Origin of the sequence: Rhodococcus sp. 24CO, from assembly GCF_050586165.1 — a bacterium.
Lineage (GTDB): Bacteria > Actinomycetota > Actinomycetes > Mycobacteriales > Mycobacteriaceae > Rhodococcus_F.
In genome coordinates this window covers 50,287-73,161 of the sequence record NZ_JAZFNF010000001.1, presented here as the reverse complement: position 1 = coordinate 73,161, position 22,875 = coordinate 50,287, and the positions used below count along the sequence as shown (strand labels likewise).

General features: G+C 63.1%; 23 protein-coding genes and 1 pseudogene. 8 read left to right on the top strand and 16 right to left on the bottom strand.

The features are described from left to right. Nucleotides 1-61 precede the first annotated feature (61 nt). Nucleotides 62-823, top strand: coding sequence for a metal-dependent transcriptional regulator (locus V2B23_RS00360; RefSeq protein WP_430948526.1), 762 nt, complete (start codon nucleotides 62-64; stop codon nucleotides 821-823). 22 nt (nucleotides 824-845) lie between these two features. On the opposite strand, the gene truB is transcribed toward V2B23_RS00360, so the two are convergent. The 11 genes from truB to rimP all read right to left on the bottom strand — a co-directional run bounded on the left by truB (nucleotide 846) and on the right by rimP (nucleotide 12,023). Then, a complete protein-coding gene (truB, locus tag V2B23_RS00355) occupies nucleotides 846-1,769 on the bottom strand; it encodes a tRNA pseudouridine(55) synthase TruB (RefSeq protein WP_430948525.1) in 924 nt (307 codons plus the stop codon). Nucleotides 1,770-1,793: 24 nt separating this feature from the next. Beyond that, nucleotides 1,794-2,453, bottom strand: a complete 660-nt coding sequence (locus V2B23_RS00350; protein WP_430948524.1) for a 4'-phosphopantetheinyl transferase family protein — start codon at nucleotides 2,451-2,453, stop codon at nucleotides 1,794-1,796. A gap of 14 nt (nucleotides 2,454-2,467) precedes the next feature. Then, a complete protein-coding gene (locus V2B23_RS00345; RefSeq protein WP_430948523.1) occupies nucleotides 2,468-3,391 on the bottom strand; it encodes a metallophosphoesterase family protein in 924 nt (307 codons plus the stop codon). Further along, entirely contained in the window at nucleotides 3,376-4,788 is a 1,413-nt protein-coding gene (locus V2B23_RS00340; protein WP_430948522.1) for an MATE family efflux transporter, read from the bottom strand. The genes V2B23_RS00345 and V2B23_RS00340 overlap by 16 nt, the downstream gene beginning before the upstream one ends. Before the next feature lie 10 nt (nucleotides 4,789-4,798). Next, nucleotides 4,799-5,803 (bottom strand): DHH family phosphoesterase, encoded by a 1,005-nt coding sequence (locus tag V2B23_RS00335; RefSeq protein ID WP_430948521.1) that lies wholly within the window; start codon nucleotides 5,801-5,803, stop codon nucleotides 4,799-4,801. A gap of 12 nt (nucleotides 5,804-5,815) precedes the next feature. After that, nucleotides 5,816-6,304: a 30S ribosome-binding factor RbfA gene (rbfA, locus tag V2B23_RS00330; RefSeq protein ID WP_430948520.1), complete on the bottom strand. Its 489-nt coding sequence runs from the start codon at nucleotides 6,302-6,304 to the stop codon at nucleotides 5,816-5,818. A 149-nt stretch (nucleotides 6,305-6,453) separates the two neighbouring features. Then, entirely contained in the window at nucleotides 6,454-6,744 is a 291-nt protein-coding gene (locus V2B23_RS00325; RefSeq protein ID WP_033234909.1) for a DUF503 domain-containing protein, read from the bottom strand. 139 nt (nucleotides 6,745-6,883) lie between these two features. Further along, on the bottom strand, nucleotides 6,884-9,886 hold the full coding sequence (infB, locus tag V2B23_RS00320) for a translation initiation factor IF-2 (protein ID WP_430948519.1): 3,003 nt from the start codon (nucleotides 9,884-9,886) through the stop codon (nucleotides 6,884-6,886). Nucleotides 9,887-9,994: 108 nt separating this feature from the next. After that, the gene (locus V2B23_RS00315) at nucleotides 9,995-10,345 is read right to left on the bottom strand and encodes a YlxR family protein (RefSeq protein ID WP_045067292.1); all 351 of its coding nucleotides are present in this window, start codon (nucleotides 10,343-10,345) and stop codon (nucleotides 9,995-9,997) included. A 44-nt stretch (nucleotides 10,346-10,389) separates the two neighbouring features. Continuing rightward, nucleotides 10,390-11,421 carry a transcription termination factor NusA gene (nusA, locus tag V2B23_RS00310; protein WP_430948518.1) on the bottom strand — a complete coding sequence of 344 codons (1,032 nt, stop codon included), beginning with the start codon at nucleotides 11,419-11,421 and terminating at the stop codon, nucleotides 10,390-10,392. Continuing rightward, nucleotides 11,418-12,023, bottom strand: a complete 606-nt coding sequence (rimP, locus tag V2B23_RS00305; RefSeq protein ID WP_430948517.1) for a ribosome maturation factor RimP — start codon at nucleotides 12,021-12,023, stop codon at nucleotides 11,418-11,420. The genes nusA and rimP overlap by 4 nt, the downstream gene beginning before the upstream one ends. 271 nt (nucleotides 12,024-12,294) lie before the next feature. Here rimP and V2B23_RS00300 point away from each other — a divergent pair, with 271 nt between their 5' ends. Continuing rightward, the gene (locus V2B23_RS00300) at nucleotides 12,295-12,795 is read left to right on the top strand and encodes a hypothetical protein (RefSeq protein WP_430949142.1); all 501 of its coding nucleotides are present in this window, start codon (nucleotides 12,295-12,297) and stop codon (nucleotides 12,793-12,795) included. Beyond that, nucleotides 12,792-13,238, top strand: coding sequence for a ferritin-like domain-containing protein (locus V2B23_RS00295; RefSeq protein ID WP_430948516.1), 447 nt, complete (start codon nucleotides 12,792-12,794; stop codon nucleotides 13,236-13,238). Before V2B23_RS00300 ends, V2B23_RS00295 begins: the two co-directional genes overlap by 4 nt. 12 nt (nucleotides 13,239-13,250) lie before the next feature. Here V2B23_RS00295 and V2B23_RS00290 read toward each other — a convergent pair whose 3' ends face one another. Next, a complete protein-coding gene (locus V2B23_RS00290; protein ID WP_430948515.1) occupies nucleotides 13,251-14,663 on the bottom strand; it encodes a DHA2 family efflux MFS transporter permease subunit in 1,413 nt (470 codons plus the stop codon). A gap of 70 nt (nucleotides 14,664-14,733) precedes the next feature. Between V2B23_RS00290 and V2B23_RS00285 the strand changes: the two genes are divergently transcribed. The 3 genes from V2B23_RS00285 to V2B23_RS00275 all read left to right on the top strand — a co-directional run bounded on the left by V2B23_RS00285 (nucleotide 14,734) and on the right by V2B23_RS00275 (nucleotide 16,787). Then, nucleotides 14,734-15,369: a TetR/AcrR family transcriptional regulator gene (locus V2B23_RS00285; RefSeq protein ID WP_430948514.1), complete on the top strand. Its 636-nt coding sequence runs from the start codon at nucleotides 14,734-14,736 to the stop codon at nucleotides 15,367-15,369. A 93-nt stretch (nucleotides 15,370-15,462) separates the two neighbouring features. After that, entirely contained in the window at nucleotides 15,463-15,960 is a 498-nt protein-coding gene (locus tag V2B23_RS00280; protein ID WP_430948513.1) for a nuclear transport factor 2 family protein, read from the top strand. Beyond that, nucleotides 15,957-16,787: an SDR family NAD(P)-dependent oxidoreductase gene (locus V2B23_RS00275; protein WP_430948512.1), complete on the top strand. Its 831-nt coding sequence runs from the start codon at nucleotides 15,957-15,959 to the stop codon at nucleotides 16,785-16,787. The genes V2B23_RS00280 and V2B23_RS00275 overlap by 4 nt, the downstream gene beginning before the upstream one ends. Here V2B23_RS00275 and V2B23_RS00270 read toward each other — a convergent pair. Then, nucleotides 16,749-17,762: a DMT family transporter gene (locus V2B23_RS00270; RefSeq protein ID WP_430948511.1), complete on the bottom strand. Its 1,014-nt coding sequence runs from the start codon at nucleotides 17,760-17,762 to the stop codon at nucleotides 16,749-16,751. The two genes, V2B23_RS00275 and V2B23_RS00270, sit on opposite strands and share 39 nt — an antisense overlap. Between V2B23_RS00270 and V2B23_RS00265 the strand changes: the two genes are divergently transcribed. Then, entirely contained in the window at nucleotides 17,761-19,161 is a 1,401-nt protein-coding gene (locus tag V2B23_RS00265; RefSeq protein WP_430948510.1) for a PLP-dependent aminotransferase family protein, read from the top strand. The genes V2B23_RS00270 and V2B23_RS00265 overlap by 2 nt on opposite strands. Nucleotides 19,162-19,211: 50 nt before the next feature. Further along, nucleotides 19,212-19,644: pseudogene (locus V2B23_RS00260) on the top strand (pyridoxamine 5'-phosphate oxidase family protein). Nucleotides 19,645-19,699: 55 nt separating this feature from the next. Here the strand turns inward: V2B23_RS00260 and V2B23_RS00255 are convergent. Genes V2B23_RS00255 through V2B23_RS00245 form a run of 3 tightly spaced genes read right to left on the bottom strand, consistent with a single transcriptional unit; the run spans nucleotide 19,700 to nucleotide 22,858 of the window. Further along, nucleotides 19,700-20,479 carry a nuclear transport factor 2 family protein gene (locus tag V2B23_RS00255; RefSeq protein WP_430948509.1) on the bottom strand — a complete coding sequence of 260 codons (780 nt, stop codon included), beginning with the start codon at nucleotides 20,477-20,479 and terminating at the stop codon, nucleotides 19,700-19,702. After that, nucleotides 20,476-22,206: an acyl-CoA dehydrogenase family protein gene (locus V2B23_RS00250; protein WP_430948508.1), complete on the bottom strand. Its 1,731-nt coding sequence runs from the start codon at nucleotides 22,204-22,206 to the stop codon at nucleotides 20,476-20,478. Before V2B23_RS00250 ends, V2B23_RS00255 begins: the two co-directional genes overlap by 4 nt. Nucleotide 22,207: 1 nt before the next feature. After that, nucleotides 22,208-22,858 carry a rhomboid-like protein gene (locus tag V2B23_RS00245; protein WP_430949141.1) on the bottom strand — a complete coding sequence of 217 codons (651 nt, stop codon included), beginning with the start codon at nucleotides 22,856-22,858 and terminating at the stop codon, nucleotides 22,208-22,210. Nucleotides 22,859-22,875 lie beyond the last annotated feature (17 nt).

The window sequence follows — 22,875 nt, the reverse complement described above, 5'->3', positions numbered from 1 at the left end:
TTGCCGCTGCACTACGTCGCAGGTACGGAACTTCCCGAATTCGTAGCCTAAGCTAAGTGTCGTGGCAGCTCACAAGACTGGACCCTCCGATACACCCTCCGCACCGGAAGGTGCCGCCGAATCCGGCGACGCGGATTCCCACCCGGACGGATCGATCGACACGCTTGCACTGTCCTCGGTCGCGCAGGACTACCTGAAGGTGATCTGGACCATTCAGGAGTGGTCACTCGAACGCATCTCCACGAAGTTGCTGTCCGAGAAGATGGGCGTCTCCGCCTCCACGGTGTCCGAAGCCATCCGCAAGCTGTCCGATCAGGGCCTGGTCGATCACGCCCGGTACGGATCGATCGCGTTGACGGACACGGGCCGAGCGGCAGCCGTCTCCATGGTGCGACGCCACCGGCTGCTCGAAACGTATCTCGTTCACGAACTCGGCTACGGCTGGGACGAAGTTCACGACGAAGCCGAGATTCTCGAGCACGCCGTCTCCGACCTCATGATCTCGCGCATCGACGCCAAACTCGGCTTCCCCGAACGCGATCCGCACGGCGACCCCATCCCCGCCGCCGACGGGACGATTCCTACTCCCCCGGCGCGCCAGCTCAGCGACTTCACCAACGGTGAGCGCGGACGGGTTGCGCGGATTTCCGACTCCGATCCGGAGATGCTTCGCTACTTCGATTCCGTCGGCGTCACACTCGACGTCGAGATCACCGTGGAGGAGCGCCGCGATTTTGCCGGCACCGTGTCCGTACGCTTGGGCGACAACCCCGACTGTATAGATCTGGGAAGCCCTGTCGCCCAAGCCATCTGGCTGGTCTGATCAGCCTGGTCCTGACGCGTGACTAATCCTGACGCAGTGTCGCCGGGCGCACGACCATGACCGAACTGGCACGCTTTCCCTTTTCCTGCAGCAGGGCAATGGTATGGCCGCTGGGATCGATGGCCGCGTAGACGCCTTTGAGTCCGATCGGCTCGAGCCACCGTCCCTGACTAATAGCTTCGGCCTCGGCCACCGTGATCTGACGGTGCGGGAACGCAGTCTGAGCGGCCTGATCGATATCGAGACTCACACCGGGAGCGTCGGCGAGATCTTCGAGCGTGCGCGCGTGTTCGAGAGTGAACGGTCCGACGCGCGTGCGACGCAGTGACGTCAGATGCCCACCGACACCCAACGTTCGCCCGAGATCACGCGCCAGCGAGCGAATGTAGGTTCCGGACGTGCACTCCACATCGACGTCGAGGTCGACAAATCCGCCCTCGATGTCGCGGCGGGCAAGAATCTCGAACGTCGACACCGTCACCGGACGCGCGGCAAGTTCGACGGTTTCACCCGCTCGCACCAGAGCGTGAGCCCGCTGACCGTCCACCTTGATCGCGCTGACACTGGCCGGGATCTGTTCGATATCACCGGTCAGCGTCGCCACGACAGCGGCGATCTCCTCGTCCGTCACGGCCGACGCATCCGCGGAAGTGAGTACTTCACCTTCCGCGTCATCGGTGGTGGTCGACGCGCCCAACCGGATGGTCGCCGAATACGCCTTGGTGGTCAGTGCCAGCAGGCCGAGCAGTTTGGTGGCACGCTCCACGCCGAGCACCAGCACACCCGTTGCCATCGGATCAAGCGTTCCCGCATGGCCGACCTTGCGGGTATTCAACAGCTTGCGGCACCGGGCCACTACGTCATGGCTGGTAAGGCCTGCTTCTTTGTCGACGATCAGGATTCCGGCGCCGACAAGTCCGGAGGAAGGCTTTTCGCGAGCTGACACGGGTATCGATTCTGCCAGCCGAACTCACTGCACCGAAATTGCCGTCAGGATCAGTCCGTCGGACACCATCCACCTGCCGTCGAATTCGGTGAGCGGCGCACCGGACGTCGCCTCCCCCGGGACCAACAACTTGGAGCGGAACGTGCCAGACGTATCGGACTCGGATTCGAACGTGATGTGTGCGTCCTCGAACCCCAACCACCGCTGTGTCAGCGGGAACCACGCCTTGTACGTGGCTTCCTTGGCGCAGAACAGGATTCGATCCCAATGGACGGGGCCGTCGCCGGCCTGCTCGCCCAGCCAGGTTCGCTCGTCCTCGATGCTGACGGCCGGAAGCACCCCGTCCGGCAACGGTCCGTGCGGTTCGGCGTCGATCCCGAGCGAACGAACCTGCATCGAGTACGCCAGCACCGCGCCGCGATATCCGTCGCAGTGCGCGAGGCTGCCGACAACACCTTTCGGCCACAACGGCGCTCCCCGCTCCCCCCGCATGACGGGCGCCGCCGGGACACCCAGTTTCCCCATGGCGGTGCGGGCGAGATTGCGCGTCGTCACAAATTCGCGACGACGCTTCTCCACCGCGCGGCCGATCAGCGCCTCTTCGCTGGGATGCGGGACAAGTCCGGGCGGATCCTCGAACGCCTCGGCAATCGCGATGCCGCCGGGCAAGATCTGTTCGATCACGTGTCGGTGCCTTTCTAACGACCCGAGCGCATACGCTCGACTTCGGCTTCCTGCTCCGGCGTCACCTTGAAGTGGCCGCCCCATTTGTTGAGCGTTCCCGGCGGGTACTCCGGCACCGGCAGAATCTGCCGCAACAGTTTCTCGGGCAGACCCCGACGACGCCACTCCCGTGGGTATCCGAGCGACACTTCCTCGAAGCGGACGCCGTCGTAGTAGGTGGTTCGCGGGATGTGCAGGTGCCCGTAGACCGAGCACACGGCGTTGTATTTCACATGCCAGTCCGCGGTAAGCGTCGTCCCGCACCACAGTGCGAATTCCGGATAGATGAGCACGTCGGTTGGTTGACGAACCAACGGAAAGTGATTGATCAGCACGGTCTTCGTGCCTTCGGGCAACGCGTCCAGACGCTCCTGTGTGTACGCGATGCGGGCACGGCACCACGCGTCGCGGGTTGCGTACGGCTGCGACGACAACAGGAACTCATCGGTCGCGACGACGTTCTTGTCGCGCGCGATCTCGAGTCCGTGTTCCTTGTCTCGCGCTCCGACGGGCAGGAACGAGTAGTCGTAGAGCAGGAACATCGGCACGAGGGCCACCGGACCGTCTTCGCCCTCCCACACCGGGAACGGATCCTCCGGCGTGATGACGTCGATCTCGCGGCACATGTTGACCAGGTACTCGTACCGCGGAGCGCCGTGAATCTGCACCGGGTCCTTGGCCGTCGTCCACAGTTCGTGGTTGCCGGGAATCCAGATGACCTTCGCAAAGCGAGAGCGCAGGAGCGTGAGCGCCCAGCGAATGTCGTCGGTCTTCTCCGACACGTCACCGGCCAGGATCAACCAGTCGTCCGGCGAGTCCGGGAACAGTTCCTCCGTCATCGGCTTGTTGCCGTTGTGACCGACATGAATGTCGCTCACTGCCATCAGCTTTGCTGCCACGATCCCTCAGCTTCCTCACTCGAACGCTCGACTGCATGTGCAGTTGTCTCGGTTCCCGTCACAGCCCACTTGCCTGAGAGCGCACGCCAGGACACCGCAATCATCCGCAGTACGACAAACACGGTCAGGCCCGCCCAGATTCCGGCCAACCCCCAGTCGAAGGCCAGCGACAGCCAGATTGCCGGCAAAAATCCGACCACCGCACACGCCATGGTGGCATTTCTCATGAAGGTGACATCACCGGCGCCGAGGAGAACTCCGTCGAGCGCAAACACGACTCCCGCGACCGGCATGATCGCGACGAAGAACCACCAGGCGATCGACATCTGCGCAAGCACCTCGTCGTCTGCGGTGAACAGTTGCGGGATCACCGAGTGCCCGGCGGCAAACACCAAGGCCAACAGCACTGCGAATACTGTCGACCACACTGTGATCCGCCACGCCATTTTCTTGGCAGCAACCGCAAATCCACCACCCAACGCGGCACCGATAAGCGTCTGCGCGGCAATTGCCAGTGAATCGAGAAGCAGCGCAACCAGGTTCCACAACTGCAGAACCACCTGATGCGCACCCACCACAGCTGCTCCGAATCGCGACGCGACCGCCGCAGCCGATACGAAACAGGCTTGAAAAGCGAGACTGCGAAGAATCAGATCGCGGCCCATCACCATCTGCGCGCGCATGATCGACACACGTGGTCTGACCGAGACGGGTTCACGGAACAACGCCGACGCGAACAAGATGCCGGAGATACTCTGACCGACAAGATTCGCGACTGCCGAACCTTCGAGTCCGAGGCGCGGCGCACCCCATAATCCGTGAACGAGGATCGGGCACAGGACTGCCGAAATCCCCAGTCCCACAAGAACGAAGCGCAGCGGACGGATCGTGTTCTGCAGCCCGCGCATCCAACCGTTGCCGGCCAGGGCTACCAGAATGAGCGGCACACCCAGCACCGCGATGCGCAGCCAACTCTCGGCCGCATCCGCGATATCGGAACCGCCCGCCACCGCCGACGTCAACGGCCCGGCAATAGCCTGCACCACCGCCACCAACAACAGCCCGATCACCAACGCCAACCAGGTTGCCTGAACACCTTCACCGACGGCCTCACGATCGCGGCCGGCGCCGTGCAGTCGAGCCGCGCGAGCGGTGGTTCCGTACGAGAGGAACGTCAACTGAGTGCTCACCAGCGACAAGATGAGCCCGCCAACCGCCAGACCCGCCAACGGAAGAGCTCCGAGCCGTCCCACGACGGCAATGTCGAACAGGAGATAGAGCGGCTCTGCTGCCAGTACACCCAGCGCGGGCAACGCCAACCCGAAGATACGACGGCCGGTCACGTCGACATCGGGCTTTGCCGGCGCTGTCGCCGCAGAACTGTCGGATGCGGTCACGATCGGGCACTCACCCTAGTGCGGCAATCAACGCTGCAACCGTCTGCTCACTCGAATCGCTCGAGGTGTAGCCGGCCGAGAGCCGATGTCCACCGCCACCAAGACTCTCCGCAACAGCCGAGACGTCGACATCGGTCTTCGCGCGCAACGAAATCGACCAGCTGCCGGTTTCCGATTCCTTGAGTACCGCGGCAACCTCGGCTTCCGACGTTGTCCGCACAATGTCGACAACGCTCTCGATTTCCTCGGACCGCAGATCTCCGATGTCGTCGCGGCGGATCACCGCGTACACGAGACCACGACCACCCGCGGCGCTGCGCACCAGCGTCGCCGAACCGAGCACCGACGACAGCATCGGCAGCCAGCCGAACGGATGCGTATCGAGAAGTTGCCGCGCGATGGTGTCACCGTCGATGCCGGTGGCCAGTAGCCGGGCTGCAAGAACATGCGTCGACGGCCCGCCCCAACGGAAGGACCCGGTATCGGTCACCAGACCGGCATACAGGCAATGGGCCACGTCGCGATCGATCTCCACGTCCCAAAAATCGAACAGCCGTGCCAGCAGAGCCGTCGTCGATGCTGCGGATTCGTCAACGACGTTGATCGCACCGAATTCCGAATTGGATCGATGATGATCCACGACGACGGTACTGGCCGCGCCCGCCAACCGATCCGCAAGAGCGCCCAGGCGCCCGGTGCTACCCACATCGACGGTGATCAGGACGTCCACCTCGGAACGCACGGCTGCCGGAGGAACCAAGAGGTGCAGAGCCGGGAATCCGAGCATGGACTCGGGCAAGTGCGCCGGGCGACTGAACGCGACCTGAACCGAAACTCCTCTGCGCTCGAGGACCAACCCCAGTGCCAGACCGCTACCGATCGTGTCTGCGTCAGGCTGGATGTGGCACAGAATCGTTGCCGTCCGAGCCGCATCCAGCACTTCGATTGCCCGCGCGAAGTCTGCCAGGCAGGGTTCCTCGCAAGGGTCTCCGTCAGCGCGTGCGGTGATCGTCATCCTCGCTGCGGGTCAGTCGAGATCTCGAGCATCCGAGGCAACGACGTCATCATCGTCGTCGTCAGCCGCTACTCGTGGCTCCTTGTACGGATCTGCGTCACCGGCAGGCTGAGCTCCCTCGCGAGCCTTGGCAAGCTCGCCGTCGGCGGCACGCGCACGAGCCAACAGCTCTTCCATGTGGCGCGCAGTATCGGGGACGGTGTCCGCGACAAACGTCAGCGTCGGGGTGAAACGGACACCGGTGCCTGCGCCCACCTTCGACCGGAGAACACCCTTGGCCTTCTCGAGACCGGCTGCCGCAGCTTCGACGTCGGGTGCGGAATCGAGCTTTTCACCCATTACGGTGTAGTACACAGTCGCATCGTGCAGGTCGTTGGTGACCTTCGTGTCGGTGATGGTCACAAAAGCAAGCCGCGGATCCTTGATCTCGTGGTCAATTGCGGTCGCGACAATCGTGCCGATTCGTTTTGCGAGCTTACGGGCCCGGGCGGGATCCACCATGATCTCTGTCTCCTTCTCCCTGGACTTTCGATTCCACGGACATTCGATTTCACGCACATCCGATACGAGATAACTCGATCGTTCACAATGTTCGATTTACAAGAATTATTACCGACACCAGTCTTGTGCATCGCCGCCCACCGACCAAATCAGTCCTCGGGACCGAAGACGCGTCGACGTACGGCAAGTAACTGCATTTCCGGTCGCGCTGCAACCGCTCGCTCACAACGATCGAGCACGTCGTGCAGATGATCCATCGACGAACTGACCGCAGCAACACCGACCAAGGCGCGGCGAAGACGCCCCTGTTCCCCGGCTTCCGCCGCGCTGATACCGAACCGTCGCAGCTCGGTCAGAATCGGCGACACCAGCGAACGCTTTTCCTTGAGGGAGTGGACATCTCCGAAAAGAATGTCGAACTCCAATGCACCTACGAACATATTCCCCCAGACCGTTTCTCGTCCCAGACCGATTCCTCGTCGGCATAGCCGAATGGACTCTCCCGGACATTGTGGTCAATGTCCAGGAGAGTCCATGTCAGTCAATACTCACGAGCGCCCCCAGCGCCCGCAGCGACTACTAGTCGCGCGGCTTCTCACGAAGCTCGTAGCACTCCAGAACGTCACCGATCTTGATATCGGAGTAGGTGACGGTCAGACCACATTCGTAGCCTTCGCGAACCTCGGTGGCGTCTTCCTTCTCCCGCTTGAGCGAGGAGATGGTGACCGTCTCGGCGACAACCTTGCTGTCGCGGATGAGACGTGCCTTGGCGTTGCGACGGATGCTGCCCGACGTGACCAAGCAACCGGCAATGTTGCCGATCTTGGACGAACGGAACATCGCGCGGATCTCCGCCTTGCCCAGCTCGACCTCTTCGTACACCGGCTTGAGCAGACCCTTGAGAGCCTTCTCGACCTCGTCGATGGCCTGGTAGATCACCGAGTAGTACCGGATGTCGACACCCTCGCGGTTCGCCAGCTCGGTCGCCTTGCCTTCGGCACGGACGTTGAAGCCGATGATGATCGCGTTGGAAGCCGCTGCCAAGTTGACGTTGGTCTCCGTGACGCCACCGACACCGCGGTCGATGACGCGCAACTGCACCTCGTCGTCGATCGGGATGGCCAGCAGTGCCTCTTCGAGAGCCTCGACGGTTCCCGAGTTGTCGCCCTTGAGGATCAAGTTGAGCTGCGAATGTTCCTTCAGAGCTGCATCGAGATCGTCCAAGCTGATGCGCTTGCGGCTCTTCGCTGCCAACGCGTTGCGCTTACGTGCATTGCGACGGTCAGCGATCTGACGGGCAATACGGTCCTCGTCGACCACGAGCAGGTTGTCGCCTGCACCGGGGACGGACGTGAAGCCGATGACCTGAACCGGACGCGAAGGCAGTGCCTCGTGGACGTCCTCGCCGTGCTCGTCCACCATGCGGCGGACGCGGCCGTATGCATCACCGGCGACGATGGAATCGCCGACGCGCAGCGTTCCGCGCTGGATGAGCACTGTGGCAACGGGGCCACGGCCACGGTCGAGGTGAGCCTCGATCGCAACACCCTGTGCATCCATGTCCGGGTTTGCGCGCAGATCCAGGGAAGCATCCGCGGTCAGCAGCACAGCTTCGAGAAGCTGATCGATGTGCAGACCCTGCTTCGCCGAGATGTCGACGAACATGGTGTCTCCGCCGTATTCCTCGGCGACCAGTCCGTACTCGGTCAGCTGCTGACGGATCTTGTCCGGGTTGGCGCCTTCCTTGTCGATCTTGTTGACCGCGACCACGATCGGCACGTCGGCCGCCTGGGCGTGGTTGATCGCTTCCACCGTCTGCGGCATGACACCGTCGTCGGCTGCGACAACAAGGATCGCGAGGTCGGTGGCCTTGGCACCTCGAGCACGCATGGCCGTGAAGGCCTCGTGACCGGGGGTGTCGATGAACGTCACGAGACGCTCGTTGCCCTCGAGCTCGGTGAGCACCTGGTAAGCACCGATGTGCTGCGTGATGCCGCCGGCTTCGCCCTCACGGACGTTGGCCTTACGGATCACATCGAGCAGACGGGTCTTACCGTGGTCGACGTGGCCCATGACGGTGACCACAGGCGGACGGGACTCGAGGTCCTCTTCTCCGCCGGCGTCCTCGCCGTAGGTGAGGTCGAAGTGTTCGAGCAGCTCACGGTCTTCGTCCTCAGGGCTGACGACCTGAACGACGTAGTTCATTTCGCCGCCGAGAAGCTCCAGCGTCTCGTCGTTGACCGACTGCGTTGCTGTGACCATCTCGCCGAGATTGAACAGTGCCTGCACGAGTGCTGCGGGGTTCGCATCGATCTTGTCTGCGAAGTCGGACAGCGACGCGCCGCGAGCGAGACGGATGGTCTCGCCGTTGCCGCGAGGCAGCCTGACGCCACCGACTGCGGGAGCCTGCATGCTCTCGTACTCGGCGCGCTTTGCCCGCTTCGACTTACGGCCACGACGAACTGCTCCGCCGGGACGACCGAATGCACCTGCTGCTGCGCCGCGCTGACCGGGACGGCCACCGCCGCCGGGACGACCGCGGAAACCACCTGCGGGAGCTCCGCCACCGGGAGCACCTGCACCGGCACCTGCGCCGCCGCCGGGAGCACCGCCACCGCGGTACCCACCGCCGCCGCCACCGGGACGACCGCCGGGAGCGCCACCGGGACGGCCCGGACGACCAGCGCCGCCACCGGGCGCGGGACGAGCGGAACGAGCAGGCATTGCACCCGGGTTCGGGCGAGGAGGCATGGAGCCGGGGCTCGGACGAGGTCCACCCTGACCTGCGGGCGGACGGGGTCCACCCTGGCCGGGAGCCGGACGAGGTCCACCCTGGCCGGGAGCCGGACGAGGACCGCCCTGGCCGGGAGCCGGACGAGGTCCACCCTGGCCGGGAGCCGGACGAGATCCGCCCTGCGCCGCGGGACGCGGAGCACCCGGACGAGGACCGCTCTGACCCGGAGCCGGACGAGGTGCCGGACGCTCAGCCGGAGCCGAGGAGTACGGGTTGTTGCCGACGCGCGGAGCCTTGGGCATCGGACGAGGTCCACCGGGCTTTGCACCGGTCGACGGTGCTGCCGGAGCAGCTGCAGCGGGAGCTGCCGGTGCCGCGGGAGCAGCCGGAGTCGGACGAGCCGGCTTCGGGGCGTTGCTGGATGCAGCGGGCGCGTTGAACGTCGGCGTGGGAACTGCCGGCGTCGTAGGAGCCGGTGCTGCGGGAGCGGCCGGTGCTGCGGGAGCGGCCGGTGCCGGAGCTGCAGCAGCCGGGGCTGCCGGTGCTGCGGGAGCCGGTGCTGCCGGCTTGGGGCCGGGACGCTGGCCGGGACGCGGTGCGCCTGGCTTTGCTGCCGACGGTGCGCCGGGCTTTGCTGCGGGCTTAGCCGCTGCGTCGCCGGACGCGGGCTTGGTTTCTGCACCACCGGCAGACGGGAATGATTCCCGCAGACGACGTGCGACGGGCGCCTCCACTGTGGATGACGCAGACTTTACGAACTCGCCCTGCTCTTTGAGCGTTGCGAGTAGTTCCTTGCTGGTAACACCGAGTTCTTTAGCCAACTCGTGTACGCGGGCCTTGCCTGCCACTGCTCTCCTCACTGATGAGGTCGAGCAGGAGGCATCCCACAGATGTGGGTCCCACACGACCTCGGGTTATAGCCGATGGACGTTCATCGTTGGTGCTTCACGGTGTGCTCATGAGTGCTTGTGCCTGTTCTTCTCGAGAGGTACTGCTTTTGTGTGAACTGCGTCGACCAGCTGGTCGACAGCGGACGTGTCCAGATTTCCGGACACTCGCAGTGCTCTGCTGAATGCTCGGCGCCGCTCTGCCAGGCTCAGGCAACTCGGATCCAGGTGCAGCCATGCACCTCGACCGTGGAGCCTTCGCAATACGTCGGGGACAAGCAGGGAACCCTCCGGCCCCTGCCCACCAACCACGACCCTCAACAGATCGGCAGCCGACCCTTGTTCCCTGCATCCCACACACGTTCTGACCGGTGAACCGGGCGTCGCGCGCGCAAAATCCGAGGACTCACGTCGAACCATCGTCTACTCTACCGTCGAACCGTCACGAACACTGCATTCCACCGTTATCCGTTTGACGCGCCGGAGCGATCAGACGCGTCGTCGACCGGTGCTGCATCGCTTCGAATATCGATACGCCAACCGGTCAACCGTGCAGCAAGGCGGGCATTTTGGCCCTCCTTGCCGATGGCCAGCGACAGCTGGAAATCAGGCACGATAACCCGTGCTGCACGGGCATCGAGGTCGACAACAGTGACGGAGACCACTTTCGACGGCGAGAGTGCGTTGCCCACAAATGTCGCGGGGTCCTCGTCGTAGTCGATGATGTCGATCTTCTCACCGGCGAGTTCGCTCATGACGTTGCGCACGCGCTGCCCCATGGGACCGATGCATGCACCCTTCGCGTTGAGCCCGTGAACTCGCGACGCAACCGCGATCTTGGAACGGTGGCCGGCTTCGCGGGCAACGTTGATGATCTCGACGCTGCCGTCGGCAATTTCGGGAACCTCGAGTGCAAAGAGCTTCCGAACCAGGTTCGGGTGGGTGCGCGACAGCGTGATCTGCGGGCCGCGGGCGCCGCGGGCGACACCGACGACGTAGCACTTGATGCGCTCACCGTGCTCGTAGCTTTCACCCGGAACCTGCTCGGCGGGTGGGAGAAGACCTTCGGTGCCATGTGCGTCGCTGCCGATTCGCACGACGACCATGCCACGCGAGTTCGCGCGGGTGTCCCGCTGGATCACACCGCCGACGATTTCGCCTTCGTGCGTCGCGTACTCGCCGAAGCTGCGCTCGTGCTCGGCATCACGCAGACGCTGAAGAATTACCTGACGCGCGGTGGTCGCCGCGATCCGGCCGAAGCCCTCGGGAGTGTCGTCCCACTCCGCGCCCACCATGTTTCCGTCGGAATCGGTGTCGTGGGCCATGACTCGCACCGAACCGGTCTTGAGATTGACGTCGATCCGAGCGTTCTGCTTGTGGCCCTCGGTGTGTCGGTACGCCGTCAGCAGCGCGGTCTGGATCGTGGCGATCACCGTTTCGATCGGGACGCCTTTTTCGGCCTCGATCGCTCGCAACGCTGCAATGTCGATATTCACTTGTCGAACCCTTCTTCGTTATCTACGTCTTCTACGTCTTCTTCGGAATCGACCACCTGTGCATCGGACTCGTCGAGGTCCGTATGCACCGCCCGACCCTCCGGAATTCCTCCGGCAAGTTCCAGCTCTGCGTCACTCGGCTTCGAAAACTCGACCTGCACAACAGCTTTCTGCACGTCCGCCAGTGGTATTTCGCGGACAGTCAGACCGCCGCGACCGTTCATGACCACCGCAACCGAATCCTCGCCGAGAACACCGATTCGACCGACGACGGTCTCGTCGGCAAGATCGATGCGCGCTTTGCGCCCACGTGCCCTGCGCCAGTGCCGCTCGGCCGTCAGCGGCCGATCGATCCCGGGCGACGTGACCTCGAGCGTGTACGGCGCTTCCCCGATTTCCTCGAGGCTGTCGAACAACTCGGAGACGAGCCGACTGATCTCGGCAGCGGCATCCAGTTCGATCCCGGCGTCACTGTCGACCATGATGCGAACGGCACTGTGCTTACCTGCGTTCGTGACCACGACGTCCTCGACGTCGTAACCTTTGGACTGCACGAGTTCGGAGACCAGCTCGATAACCCTGTCCTTGGATGGCACCGGCATCTCGCGAACTCCTCGTTTCAGTTGTCGTCGACTCGAATCGACTCGGTGTTGTCAGTCTGTGTGACCTAGGCTGTGCGGCGATAGGTCTAGAAGTAGCAGGTACCCAGTTTGTGGGCATGCCAAAGACACCATTCGCCGCACTGTCCGGCCAAGCATCCAAGAGTACCGCTCCTTCGGGATGCCTGCGACCAGACCGACCGTTACACATCACACGTGAACACGTTCGCCTGATTCGAACGAATCGTGCGGTACCTGGCACCATGGACGAGTGCTGACGCCCCTACCCACCACCTCCCACTCCCGCCGGAGTGCGCTGAAGATCGCAGGTGCGGCATCGATCGGCGCCATCGCCTTCGCGGCCGCAGCGTGTACCGACAACGGCTCTGCCCAAGCCGCCGTCGAAGTCGACCAGCTGACCTCGCAGGCCGATCGCGCACGAGCGGACGCCGCCGCTGCGAGCAACTCGATCGCGCTGGCACCGGAACGTGTTGCCGCGCTCACGACGATCAGCGCTGAGCGCACCGCTCACGCCGACGCCCTCGACGCCGAGATCGCGCGAGCAGCAGGCGGGGGTGCCGGCACCACGACAACGCCGTCAGCGTCGTCGACCGCGCCCGCAGCGCCAGCAGGGATCGACTCGGTGCGCACGTCGTTGGCGGAGTCCGCTCGCGCCGCCGCGGACCTCGCCCGGACGACAACGGGCTATCGCGCCGGACTGCTCGGTTCGATCAGCGCGGCGTGCGCCACCCAGACGGCGGTGCTGCTGTCATGAGCATTCTGCACACATCGACAACCAGTGATTCAGCACTGCTCGATGCCATCGAATCCGAGAACGCCGCAATTTTCGCTTACGGCGTCGTCGCCGCGTTCTCCAACCCGGCTCGGGTCAACGAGGTTGCCACCCACATGGCAACCCACCGGGCGCGCCGTGACGCGTTGTCCGTCATTGCCGTCGACGCGGGCCTTACTCCCCCGATCGCCGCTGCCGGTTACGACATCCCGTTCCCGGTCACCGACGCGATCACGGCGGCGCAGTTGGCGGCACAGATCGAAGCCGACACCGCAACTGCGTACCGCGCGTTGATCGAGCAGGCCGATTCCGACGATCTCCGCACTTTCGGAGTCGAGGCACTCACAGACGCCTCGATCCGCGGCGCTGGATGGAATCTCGCACTCGGGACAACTCCGGCAACATCGGCGTTTCCCGGCGAATAGTGCTGTGCAAACTCACTTTCGAGTCGGCACGAACCACGCCGCAACTACTGCTACCAGCACAAAGCATCCCCCGACGCGCAGGGCCGGCGTCAGTGCTTCGCTGTATCCCAGCGGCGTCAAGGCTCCACCTGCGGCCAGGAACACCGCTGTCAGGACTGCGATTCCCAATGCGACGCCGATCTCGCGAAGTGTTGCGTTGGTCGAACTGGCCGTGCCGTGATCCGGCGCATCCATGTCGACGAGTACCGCGGTGGCGTTGGGCGCGAAAGTCAGCCCCATACCTATTCCAGCCATGAGAAGTGCGGGGACGAGTGACGCGTGCGTGGCGTCCGGACCGATGCGAGCAGCCAACCAGAACAACGCGCCGGCTTGCAGACCGAGACCGGTGAGCAGCAGCGGCCGCAATCCCACTTTCGGGGCGAGGAAGCCCGCGAGCGGCGCGAAGACCATCGGCGCCGCTGTCCACGGAAGCGTCCGCAGTCCGGCTTCGAACGGTGTGAACCCCATCGCAATCTGAAGATACTGCGAGAGCAGGAACACCGCACCGAAGATGCCGATCGAGAAGGTCAAGCCGATCACGTTTGCCATCGAGAAGCTTCTGGATCGGAACAGACGCAACGGCATCACAGGGTGCGACGTGGTTCGTTCGCGAACGATGAACAGCCCCAAGGCAACTACGGCACCCACCAGTGATGCGACAACACCGAAAGTACTCCAACCGTCGTCGTTGCCGTGAACGATGCCCCAGACCGCAAGGAACACTCCGAGGCCGGCCAGCGCGACACCGGCGACGTCCAACGGCTGTTTCCGCCCGGTCGATTCGCGCAGTGCATACAGCGCGAGAGGAACAGCGACGATTGCCACCGGCACGTTGATCCAGAAGATCCCTTGCCACGAGAAGCCGTCGACCACAGCGCCGCCCACCACCGGACCCATCGCGATACCGAGCCCCGATACTCCACCCCAGATGCCGATTGCCATGGCGCGCTTGGCTTCCGGAACCGCAGCCACGAGCAGTGTCAGCGACAACGGCAGGATGGCAGCAGCGCCGACGCCTTGAACGGCGCGTGCCGCGATCAACAGTCCAGCCGACGTCGAGAGCGCGGAGGCAATCGACGCTGCGGTGAACAGTCCGATCCCGCCGACGAACATGCGTCGCCTACCCCACCGATCGCCGAGCGTCGTCGCCGACAACATCAGCGTCGCAAACGCAAGCGTGTACGCGTTCATGAACCACTGCAACTGGCTCACGGACGCGTTCAGATCCTTCTCGATCACCGGCAATGCGCTGGTCATCACAAGATTGTCGAGTGTCGCCATGAACATCGGCAGAGACGCAGCAACGATCGCTGTCGCGACCGGTACTGATCGCCTGCGGGTCCCCTCCGAACCGGGTGCGGCACCGGGATTCGCCAAAACAGTCATTGCACGCCTTCGCGTAGGTATCGGTTGATTACTTAATTGAAGCTAAGTTATCAACTGATAACCTGTCAATATGTCGAGTGAAGATTCCGCCTCCCCCAAGCGAAGGATGAGCGCGCCGCAACGCCGGGCACTTGTCCTTGCAGCAGCCACCAGGGCCTTCGCCCGCGGCGGATACTCCGGCACCAGCACCGATGCCGTCGCAAAAGAGGCCGGCGTCTCGCAGCCGTACATCGTGCGCATGTTCGGAACGAAAGCAGAACTGTTCCGCGCCGTGTTCGCCCGAGCGCTCGACGAGATCGTCCGCACCTTCACCGAAAAGCTGGACACGCTCGATATCGACCCCGACAAACCGGAGTTCTGGGCCGAACTCGGTTCCACCTACGGCGAACTGATCCTGGACCGCGACCTACTGCTCGTCATGCTGCACGGGTTCGCCACCGGCACAGACGACATCGCCACCGTGTCACGATTCGCGATGTCGAAGATCTACAGCCTGGTGCGCGACCGGACCGGCTGCACCCCCGAGCAGGCCCGAATGTTCATCGCCAACGGCATGCTCATCAACAACCTGCTTGCAATGAAGGCTCCGGAACATTCAGGGCAGGATCCCGCACTGGGAGAACTATGCGACAGCGTCTTCAGTGAATCCGCGGCGACATCGCTCTCAGCCACCAGTACCCCGCCCGCATCCAACTCGGACACCTGACCGGCTACTGGGATTTACGTCACATTCGTGACGGAGCACACCATAGAGTCGGGTTCCGACACATCACGGAAAACCGGACGAAAAGGACCGACGTTGGATCTTGCACAACGCATCGACGCCCTCGAGCAGATCGAAGAGATCAAAAAGCTCAAGTACGACTACTGGCGCGCCTGTGATGCCAAGGACCCGGTCGCGTTCCGCAACAGTTTCATCAAGAGCGGCGCGTCCATCGACTACGGCCAACTAGGAGCATTCGACGACGCGGGCCCGATGGCCGACATCTTCACGGCCGTCGCCCTGCGCAAAGTCGACGGCCGTTACGCGGTGCTCGACATGCATCACGGACTTCACCCCGATATCGAAATAACTTCGGAGACTTCCGCGACCGGACGGTGGACGCTGCAGTTCCGCCAGATCGACACGGTCGCTCGGACTCAGAAATTGATGACGGGCGAATACGACGACGCGTATGTGATCGAGGACGGAGAGTGGAAGATGAGTCGCTGCCACTTCACGGAGACGTGGTCGATGACCACTCCCCTGCCAGCCGAGGCAGTCCTCGCCGAGGGATCAGTGGGGAGCCGACAATGACTGCATCAAAAGTTGCGCTGGTAACCGGCGCGAGTCGCAGTGTCGGCAAGGGAATTGCGTTGGCGTTGGGCAGCGACGGCTGGACCGTGTACGTGACCGCGCGCGGTGAAGTCGGCACCAACGGCCCGCTCGACGCCGCCGCTGCGGAGATCACCGAGCGTGGTGGCCGGGGAATCGCTGTGCAGTGTGATCACAGCGATGATCAGCAGATCGTCGACCTCTTTGCCCGCATCGCCGACGAGCAGTCCGGCCGTCTCGATCTCCTCGTCAACAACGTGTGGGCCAACCCCGCCGGCTACGCAGGTTTCACGGATCCGTTCTGGAAGCGCCCCGTCGCAGACTGGGACTCTCTGATCGGAATCGGTTTGCGCGCGCATTACGTCGCATCCGTGGAAGCGGCCAAATTGATGGTTCCCCACGGAAGCGGTGTCATCGGCCATATCTCGTCATTCGGCAGCCGCGGATACTTGCACTCGGTGCTGTACGGGATGTCGAAGACCGGCCTCGACAAGATGGCCGCGGACATGGCCGTCGAGTTGAAGGGAACCGGAGTCACCGCACTGTCCTTCTGGCTCGGCCTGATCCGCAACGAGCGAATGGAAGCCAGCGGAATGGAGAGCTTCGAGGGCTTCTCCCTCGCCGAAGCAGAGACCCCGGAGTTTGTCGGGCAGGTCATCACGGCACTGGCCAACGACCCCGAGGTCAACTCCCGCAGCGGGCACACCCTGATCACCGCGGAAACTGCACTCGACTACGGAATCACCGACGCCAACGGCAAGCAGCCGGCATCACATCGTGCTGCATTCGGTGGCGGCCCGCTCTTCTGAGCCGCGCACACCGGACGCCGTAGCGGCGCTGTCAACACGCGGCGCCGCTACGCGCGCACTGTCAACACGCGGCGCCGCTACGCGCGCCTTGAGAGCTAGCCACGCGCAACCGATCACCACGATGCCGCCCGCGACGATGGTCAGCGACAGCACCTCTCCCAGGATCAAGGCCGACCACGCAATGCTGAGAACCGGTTGAACCAGCTGCGTCTGACTGACCGTGGAGATCGGTCCCATGGCTAGGCCTCGGTACCAGGGGAAGAATCCGAGAAACATGCTGATGGCACCCAGGTAGGCAAACGCAAACCATGAACTGGCGTCGGCGTGGACGGGCGTATTCACCATCGACACAACGGTCATGGTGGCGGTGACGGGCAGCGCAAGAATCAACGCCCAGGCGATTGTCTGCCATGATCCGATTTCGCGAGCCAGCAAAGCTCCTTCGGAGTACCCGAGCGCAGCGCAGATCACAGCCCCGACCAGCAGAAGATCCGCAAGGTGGAACGAACCGAGTCCGCCGCCTGCACATGCGACGAACACTGCCACCGATATCGCGCCGGCCGCACTCGCCCACCAAAATGCCCGACTCGGCCGTTCTTTCCCCCGAAGGACGGCAAATACGGCTGTCGCGGCCGGTAATAGCCCGATGACGACGGCGGCATGACTGGCCGGCGATGTTTGCACCGCAAACGTGGTGAGCAACGGGAACCCGAGAACAACTCCGATGGTGACCAGTGCAATCCGCGCCCATTGCCGCAGGCTGGGAATGGTGGCGCGCGAAGCCAGCAGGGCTATCGTCGCCAACGCTCCCGCCACTACCGCGCGGCCGGCGCCGATGAATAACGGATCGAGGTCACCAACTGCGATTCTGGTCAGTGGAACCGTGAACGAAAACGCCAGAACTCCCAGGAGCCCCCACCACAGACCCGATAGCGGTGCCGATTCGTTAGCGATAGCGCTACTATTGTCCTTCATGTCCCACGATAGCAGTAGTCGACGGGTTGTCGACGGCTTGCGCACGCTGATCGCGTCGTCGACCGCCGGAATGCAACTCCCCTCCACTCGGGCGCTGGCCGCAACGCACGGCGTCGGGCCGGTCACCGTGCAGCACGCAATACGGCAACTCGTGAGTGAAGGCCTGGTTGACACCCGCCCGGGTTCGGGAAATTTCGTGGCCCGAACACGAACGCCTCAGATATCCGATTTTTCTTGGCAGACAACCAGTCTCGGTCCGAGCCGCGTAGACGCCAATCCCATCGGATCAAGCATGCTCACGGTCACGGCAGACACGATCTCGCTGCACAGCGGCTACCCAACGGACGAGTTGCTTCCCCTTCGCCAGATCCGCGGAGCACTGTCGAGAGCGGCGCGAAGCTCACATGCGGCACGTCGACCGCACACCGCAGGGCTCGGAGAACTCCGTGAGTGGTTCGCCCACGAGCTCACCGCGGGCGGCGCTACCACGGTTCGTGATTCCGACGTCCTGATCACACCCGGCGGGCAGAGCGCACTGTCTTCGACGTTCCGGGCGCTTGCAGGTCCCGGTGATGCCATCGTCATGGAGTCGCCGACGTACTGGGGCGCCATCGCGGCAGCCAAACAGGCGGGGTTGACCGTTGTGCCCGTCGCCCGCGGGACCCAGGCTCCGGATCCGGATGATCTTGCCACCGCGTTCGAACTCTCCGGGGCGCGTCTGTTCTACGCGCAACCGCATTTTGCCAATCCAACCGGAGCACTCTGGTCGGACGCTGAGAGGCAATCGATCATGAAGGTCGTGCGCGATCACGGTGTATTCGTGATCGAAGACGACTGGGCGCACGATTTCGGAATCGACCAAGACGTCACTCCCCTGGCTGCGAACGACCCCGACGGCCACGTGATCTACGTCCGGTCGCTCACCAAGAGCACGTCGCCGGCGCTACGGGTCGCGGCCGTTGTTGCACGCGGTCCGGCGCGACGACGAATCGAAACCGATCGCACCATCGATGATCTGTACGTTTCCGGGATTCTGCAAGCTGCGGCGGTCGATGTCCTCACCCAACCTTCGTGGATTTCACATCGGCGAAGCGTTCGCGAACTACTGCGCGAACGGCGTGACCACCTGATCCGCGAATTAGATACTCATGCACCGGAACTCACGCTCACGCACAAGCCCGCCGGTGGTCTCAACTTATGGCTTCGCATGCCTGAAGGTTCAGATTCCGACGCGTTGGCAACCAGGTGCCTCTCGCACGGCCTCTCGATTTCCCCTGGGGCCGAGTGGTTTCCGGCGGAACCAACCGCCGCATACATTCGCCTGAACTTCGGCGGTTCACATCCGGATCGTTTCGAGGAAGCCGCCCGGATCCTGGCCGATCAACTCGTCCCGAAATGAGGGCGCCACAACGCTGGCCAGCCTGTCGAACACCGCTGTAGTCTCAGGTGATGGCACTCTCCGAGAATGAGCGTGAACAGTTTCTGGCCGAGCCGCACGTTGCAGCGCTGTCGGTGGCGAACAACTCCGAGCGCGGTCCGTTGACAGTCCCCATCTGGTATCTGGTATCTCTATTCACCAGGCGGCAGCCCTTGGATTCTCACGGGAAAAGGGTCGAAAAAGGCCCAGCTCATCGAGTCTGCTGGGCACTTCTCCCTCATGGCTCAACGACTCGAGCCGACCATCCGCTATGTGAGCGTCGAAGGTTCCGTCGACAAAATCGTGCCAGGAACCGACGAGATGCTGGTCGAAGTATCGCGGCGATATTTGACCCCGGACAAGGTTGACGGTTATCTCGACTTTGCCCGCTCTCAACTGGGCGAGCAGGTCGCAATTTACATGAAACCGCACACCTGGCTGTCCGCCGATCTCGGCGCACTCTAAACAAAGGACGACGCCAGGCTCGGCGCGCCGGTATCGGTGCGCCGAGCCGATCACGTCAGCTCTCGGTGAAGAACCGCACCCGGTTGATTCGATGCCCCGAGCCCTCGAATCGGAAGAGCGCGATGGCCGGTTCACCGCAGACGACGACGCTTGCCGTGACGGTCCGGCCCGCAGCGAGGACCTTGCTTCGGCTCACCCCGGCCAGAAGGTCGTTGGCGTCAGCGGTGGACAGGTACGTACCCGTCGGAAGCTCGACCGGTATGGGCGGAATCCGGCCGACCTTTGCGGCGTCGAGGAATCGTGTTGCCGCCTGCTTTCCCTTCGACCCGACCCCGAGGATGCCGCGGGAGAAGCCAATCGCTCCGCCGATCCCCTGGTTGGACAGCAACTGTGGTGTCAGCTTGGCCGCAGCCTTGACGCCGGCCGCACCCGCGGTGGCAAGCTGGCTCAGCATGGTCGCCAATTCCCAATGGGCGTACAGGGTTCCGATCCGCAACGAGTCCGGCTCACCGACCAGGTCGTAGCGCAGATGCATCGGCACGTTCAGGACGACGCCGGTCGACATTTCGGTGGCGAGACTGAGATCGCGCCACACTGTTCGGCCACACACTATGTCGCGCTCGACCTGGAACGTGATGGTGTTCGGGGCGATGAACGTGTCGTAGAAACGCTCGATCGACGCCCGCCCGTTGTGCGGACGCGAACCAACAGGATCGTTGACCTGACCGTCCGAACTGAACAGCGATACCCACGCCGAACGATCATGTGCGCCGACAGCTTTGGGAGATCCTTCGACCACCGCCATCAGCTGGTCGCGGGTTGCCACCGCACTCATGCGCGCATCTCGTACGCGCCGTCGTATGCCTTGACCTGCTGCCATACGCGGTCGAAGCGCTCACCGTCGACGACGGGTTTGCGCACAGCTGCGAGTGCCCAGGCCTGTTGCTCCGGCGTCGACGACGGTTTCCCGTGCAGCGCAATCGCATAGCCGGAGAAATCGCGAATCTGGAAGTCGAAGATCTGATCCACGATGTCGGCGTCGAGTCCCGCGATTTCGGCCTGCTCGAGGATCAGATGGCCGTACACGACGAGCGAGAACAGATGCCCGACGTTGAGCATGAAATCGAGATCCTTCTGCTGCGCTGCGTCCGGCGCCGCCGATGTCAGCAATTCAGTCAACGCGATCGCTTGCTCGTAGAAACGGGCGACGTTCGGGATCGAGGAATGCTTCTCGTACACCGGCTTCCACTCGTGGAACTGGATCTTTGCCGCACCACGAGTCGGTCCTTGATTCCAGAAGAACTCGTCGTCCGCAGCGTCGCCGCGCGTGACAATCTCCGGAAACTCTGCCGGATTGAAGAGGTAGTTCGGCAAGAACTTGAGGATCAAGCCGACATTGACGTGAACGGTGCCCTCGAGCTTGGGCAGTGTGCCGATCACCTGCGCGGCTTCGCGGAAGTAGGTGGACTTCTCGTAACCCTTGGCAGCGATCACGTCGTGCAGAAGTCCGACAACACGTTCACCTTCGGAGGTGACCTTGGCCTTGGTCATCGGGTTGAACAGCAGGTAGCGACGGTCATCGAGGCTCGCACTGCGGAAGTAGTCGACGGCCCGCGCGCTGAACTGCTTCATCGCAACCAGGCGGGAGTACGCGTCGACAAACGCTGCTCGGACGTGAGCGAAGTCGGTGACGGGATTTCCGTACAGAATTCGGTTCTGCGCGTGGGTGATTGCCTCGAAGAACGCGTGCTCACTGATCCCGATCGAACCGGTGCAGAGGTTGAACTTTCCGACGTTTACGGTGTTGAGCGCTGCTTCGAATGCCGCGACGCCGGTGTGCAGGATGTCTTCCTCCCGGACCGGGTAGTCCTCCAACCGGAAGTTGCTGACGTACATCTGACCGCGGAGGACGTTGTCGACGAGGTGGTAGTTCGGGTGCGCGCTGTCCGCAACGAAGAACACGTACCCCTCGGGCCCGTCGACATCGGTGCGACGGCCGAATACAGACACCATTCCCGCGACGTTGCCGTTGCCGATGTAGTACTTCTCGCCGCTCGCTCGGAATGCGACGTCACCGTCGGCCGGGGTAAGAAGCATGTCGGTGGAGTAGACGTCGGCGCCGTGGTCGCGCTCGGAGAGTCCGAACGCCATGACTCCACCATCGGCGAGTTCCTGTGCCGCACGCTTCTTCGCGGAGTCGTTGTCACTCATCCAGATCGGTCCGAGTCCGAGGATCGTGACCTGCCACGCGTACCAGTACGCCAGTCCGTAGAAGCCGAAGACCTCACTCAGTGCCGCATTGCGGGCACCGTCCCAGCGACGGTCCTCATCGCCGTCGGCATAGGCCGCCGGAGTCTGGAACGTCGCGAACAACTTCTCCTTCTTGACGAAGTCGAGGAAGTCCGACACCCAGACAGCTTCGAGATCGTCGTGCAGGAGCTGCTTCTTGCCCCGGCTTTCGAACCATTCCACTGTTGCCAACAGCAGCCTGCGAGTCTCGGGATCAAAACGGGCAAAATCTTCGGTGTGGGGGTTGAACAGCAATCCGTCGGTGTCAGACACGTCATACCTTTCGTCGATGCCGTAAACCTACCAGTGAGTAACTTAGGTTGGGAAGGGTGCGAGTCAGCGGATAACACGCCACTCCGAGCAGTAACGCCGACATGTGCCCGACCGCAGTGAAAGTGGTGGCAAAGATCAACGGCACCGCATAGAAAACCACCGCTGCGCCGAGGTAGACGTAGCGCCAGGGCTTTGAAATCCGGTACACGAGAACACCGACGACCCCGGCCAACCCGTAACTGACCCCGACGTCGAGAGTGTTGACCGCCGACTCCGCGACATATCCGTGCCGAATGCCTTCGTAGAGAACACCTTCACTGATGTAGGTGGCGCCGACGTGCGCGATCACGACAACGCACAACCACCGCCACGTCCCGAGCCAGCGCTCTGCCGTGGCATGAAAAACAGTGAACAGAACCAGATACCCCAGCCAGCCACCACCTTCGAGCCAGAACGCACTCGAGAACAGGACGCGGATCGGGTCCTCGGAGAGGTGATGCAGATTGGTGGAGCGCTTACCGAGAAAGTGTTCCTGAACATTGTCGGGAAGATGTCGCAGGAACAGTGTGGTGAAGAGCAGGGCCAACAACCAGATATACGTACCGGGTGCGCTCCGCACCCACAACCATGCCGCCTTTGCTGCGCCCAGCATCCTCACCGCTTCGAGTG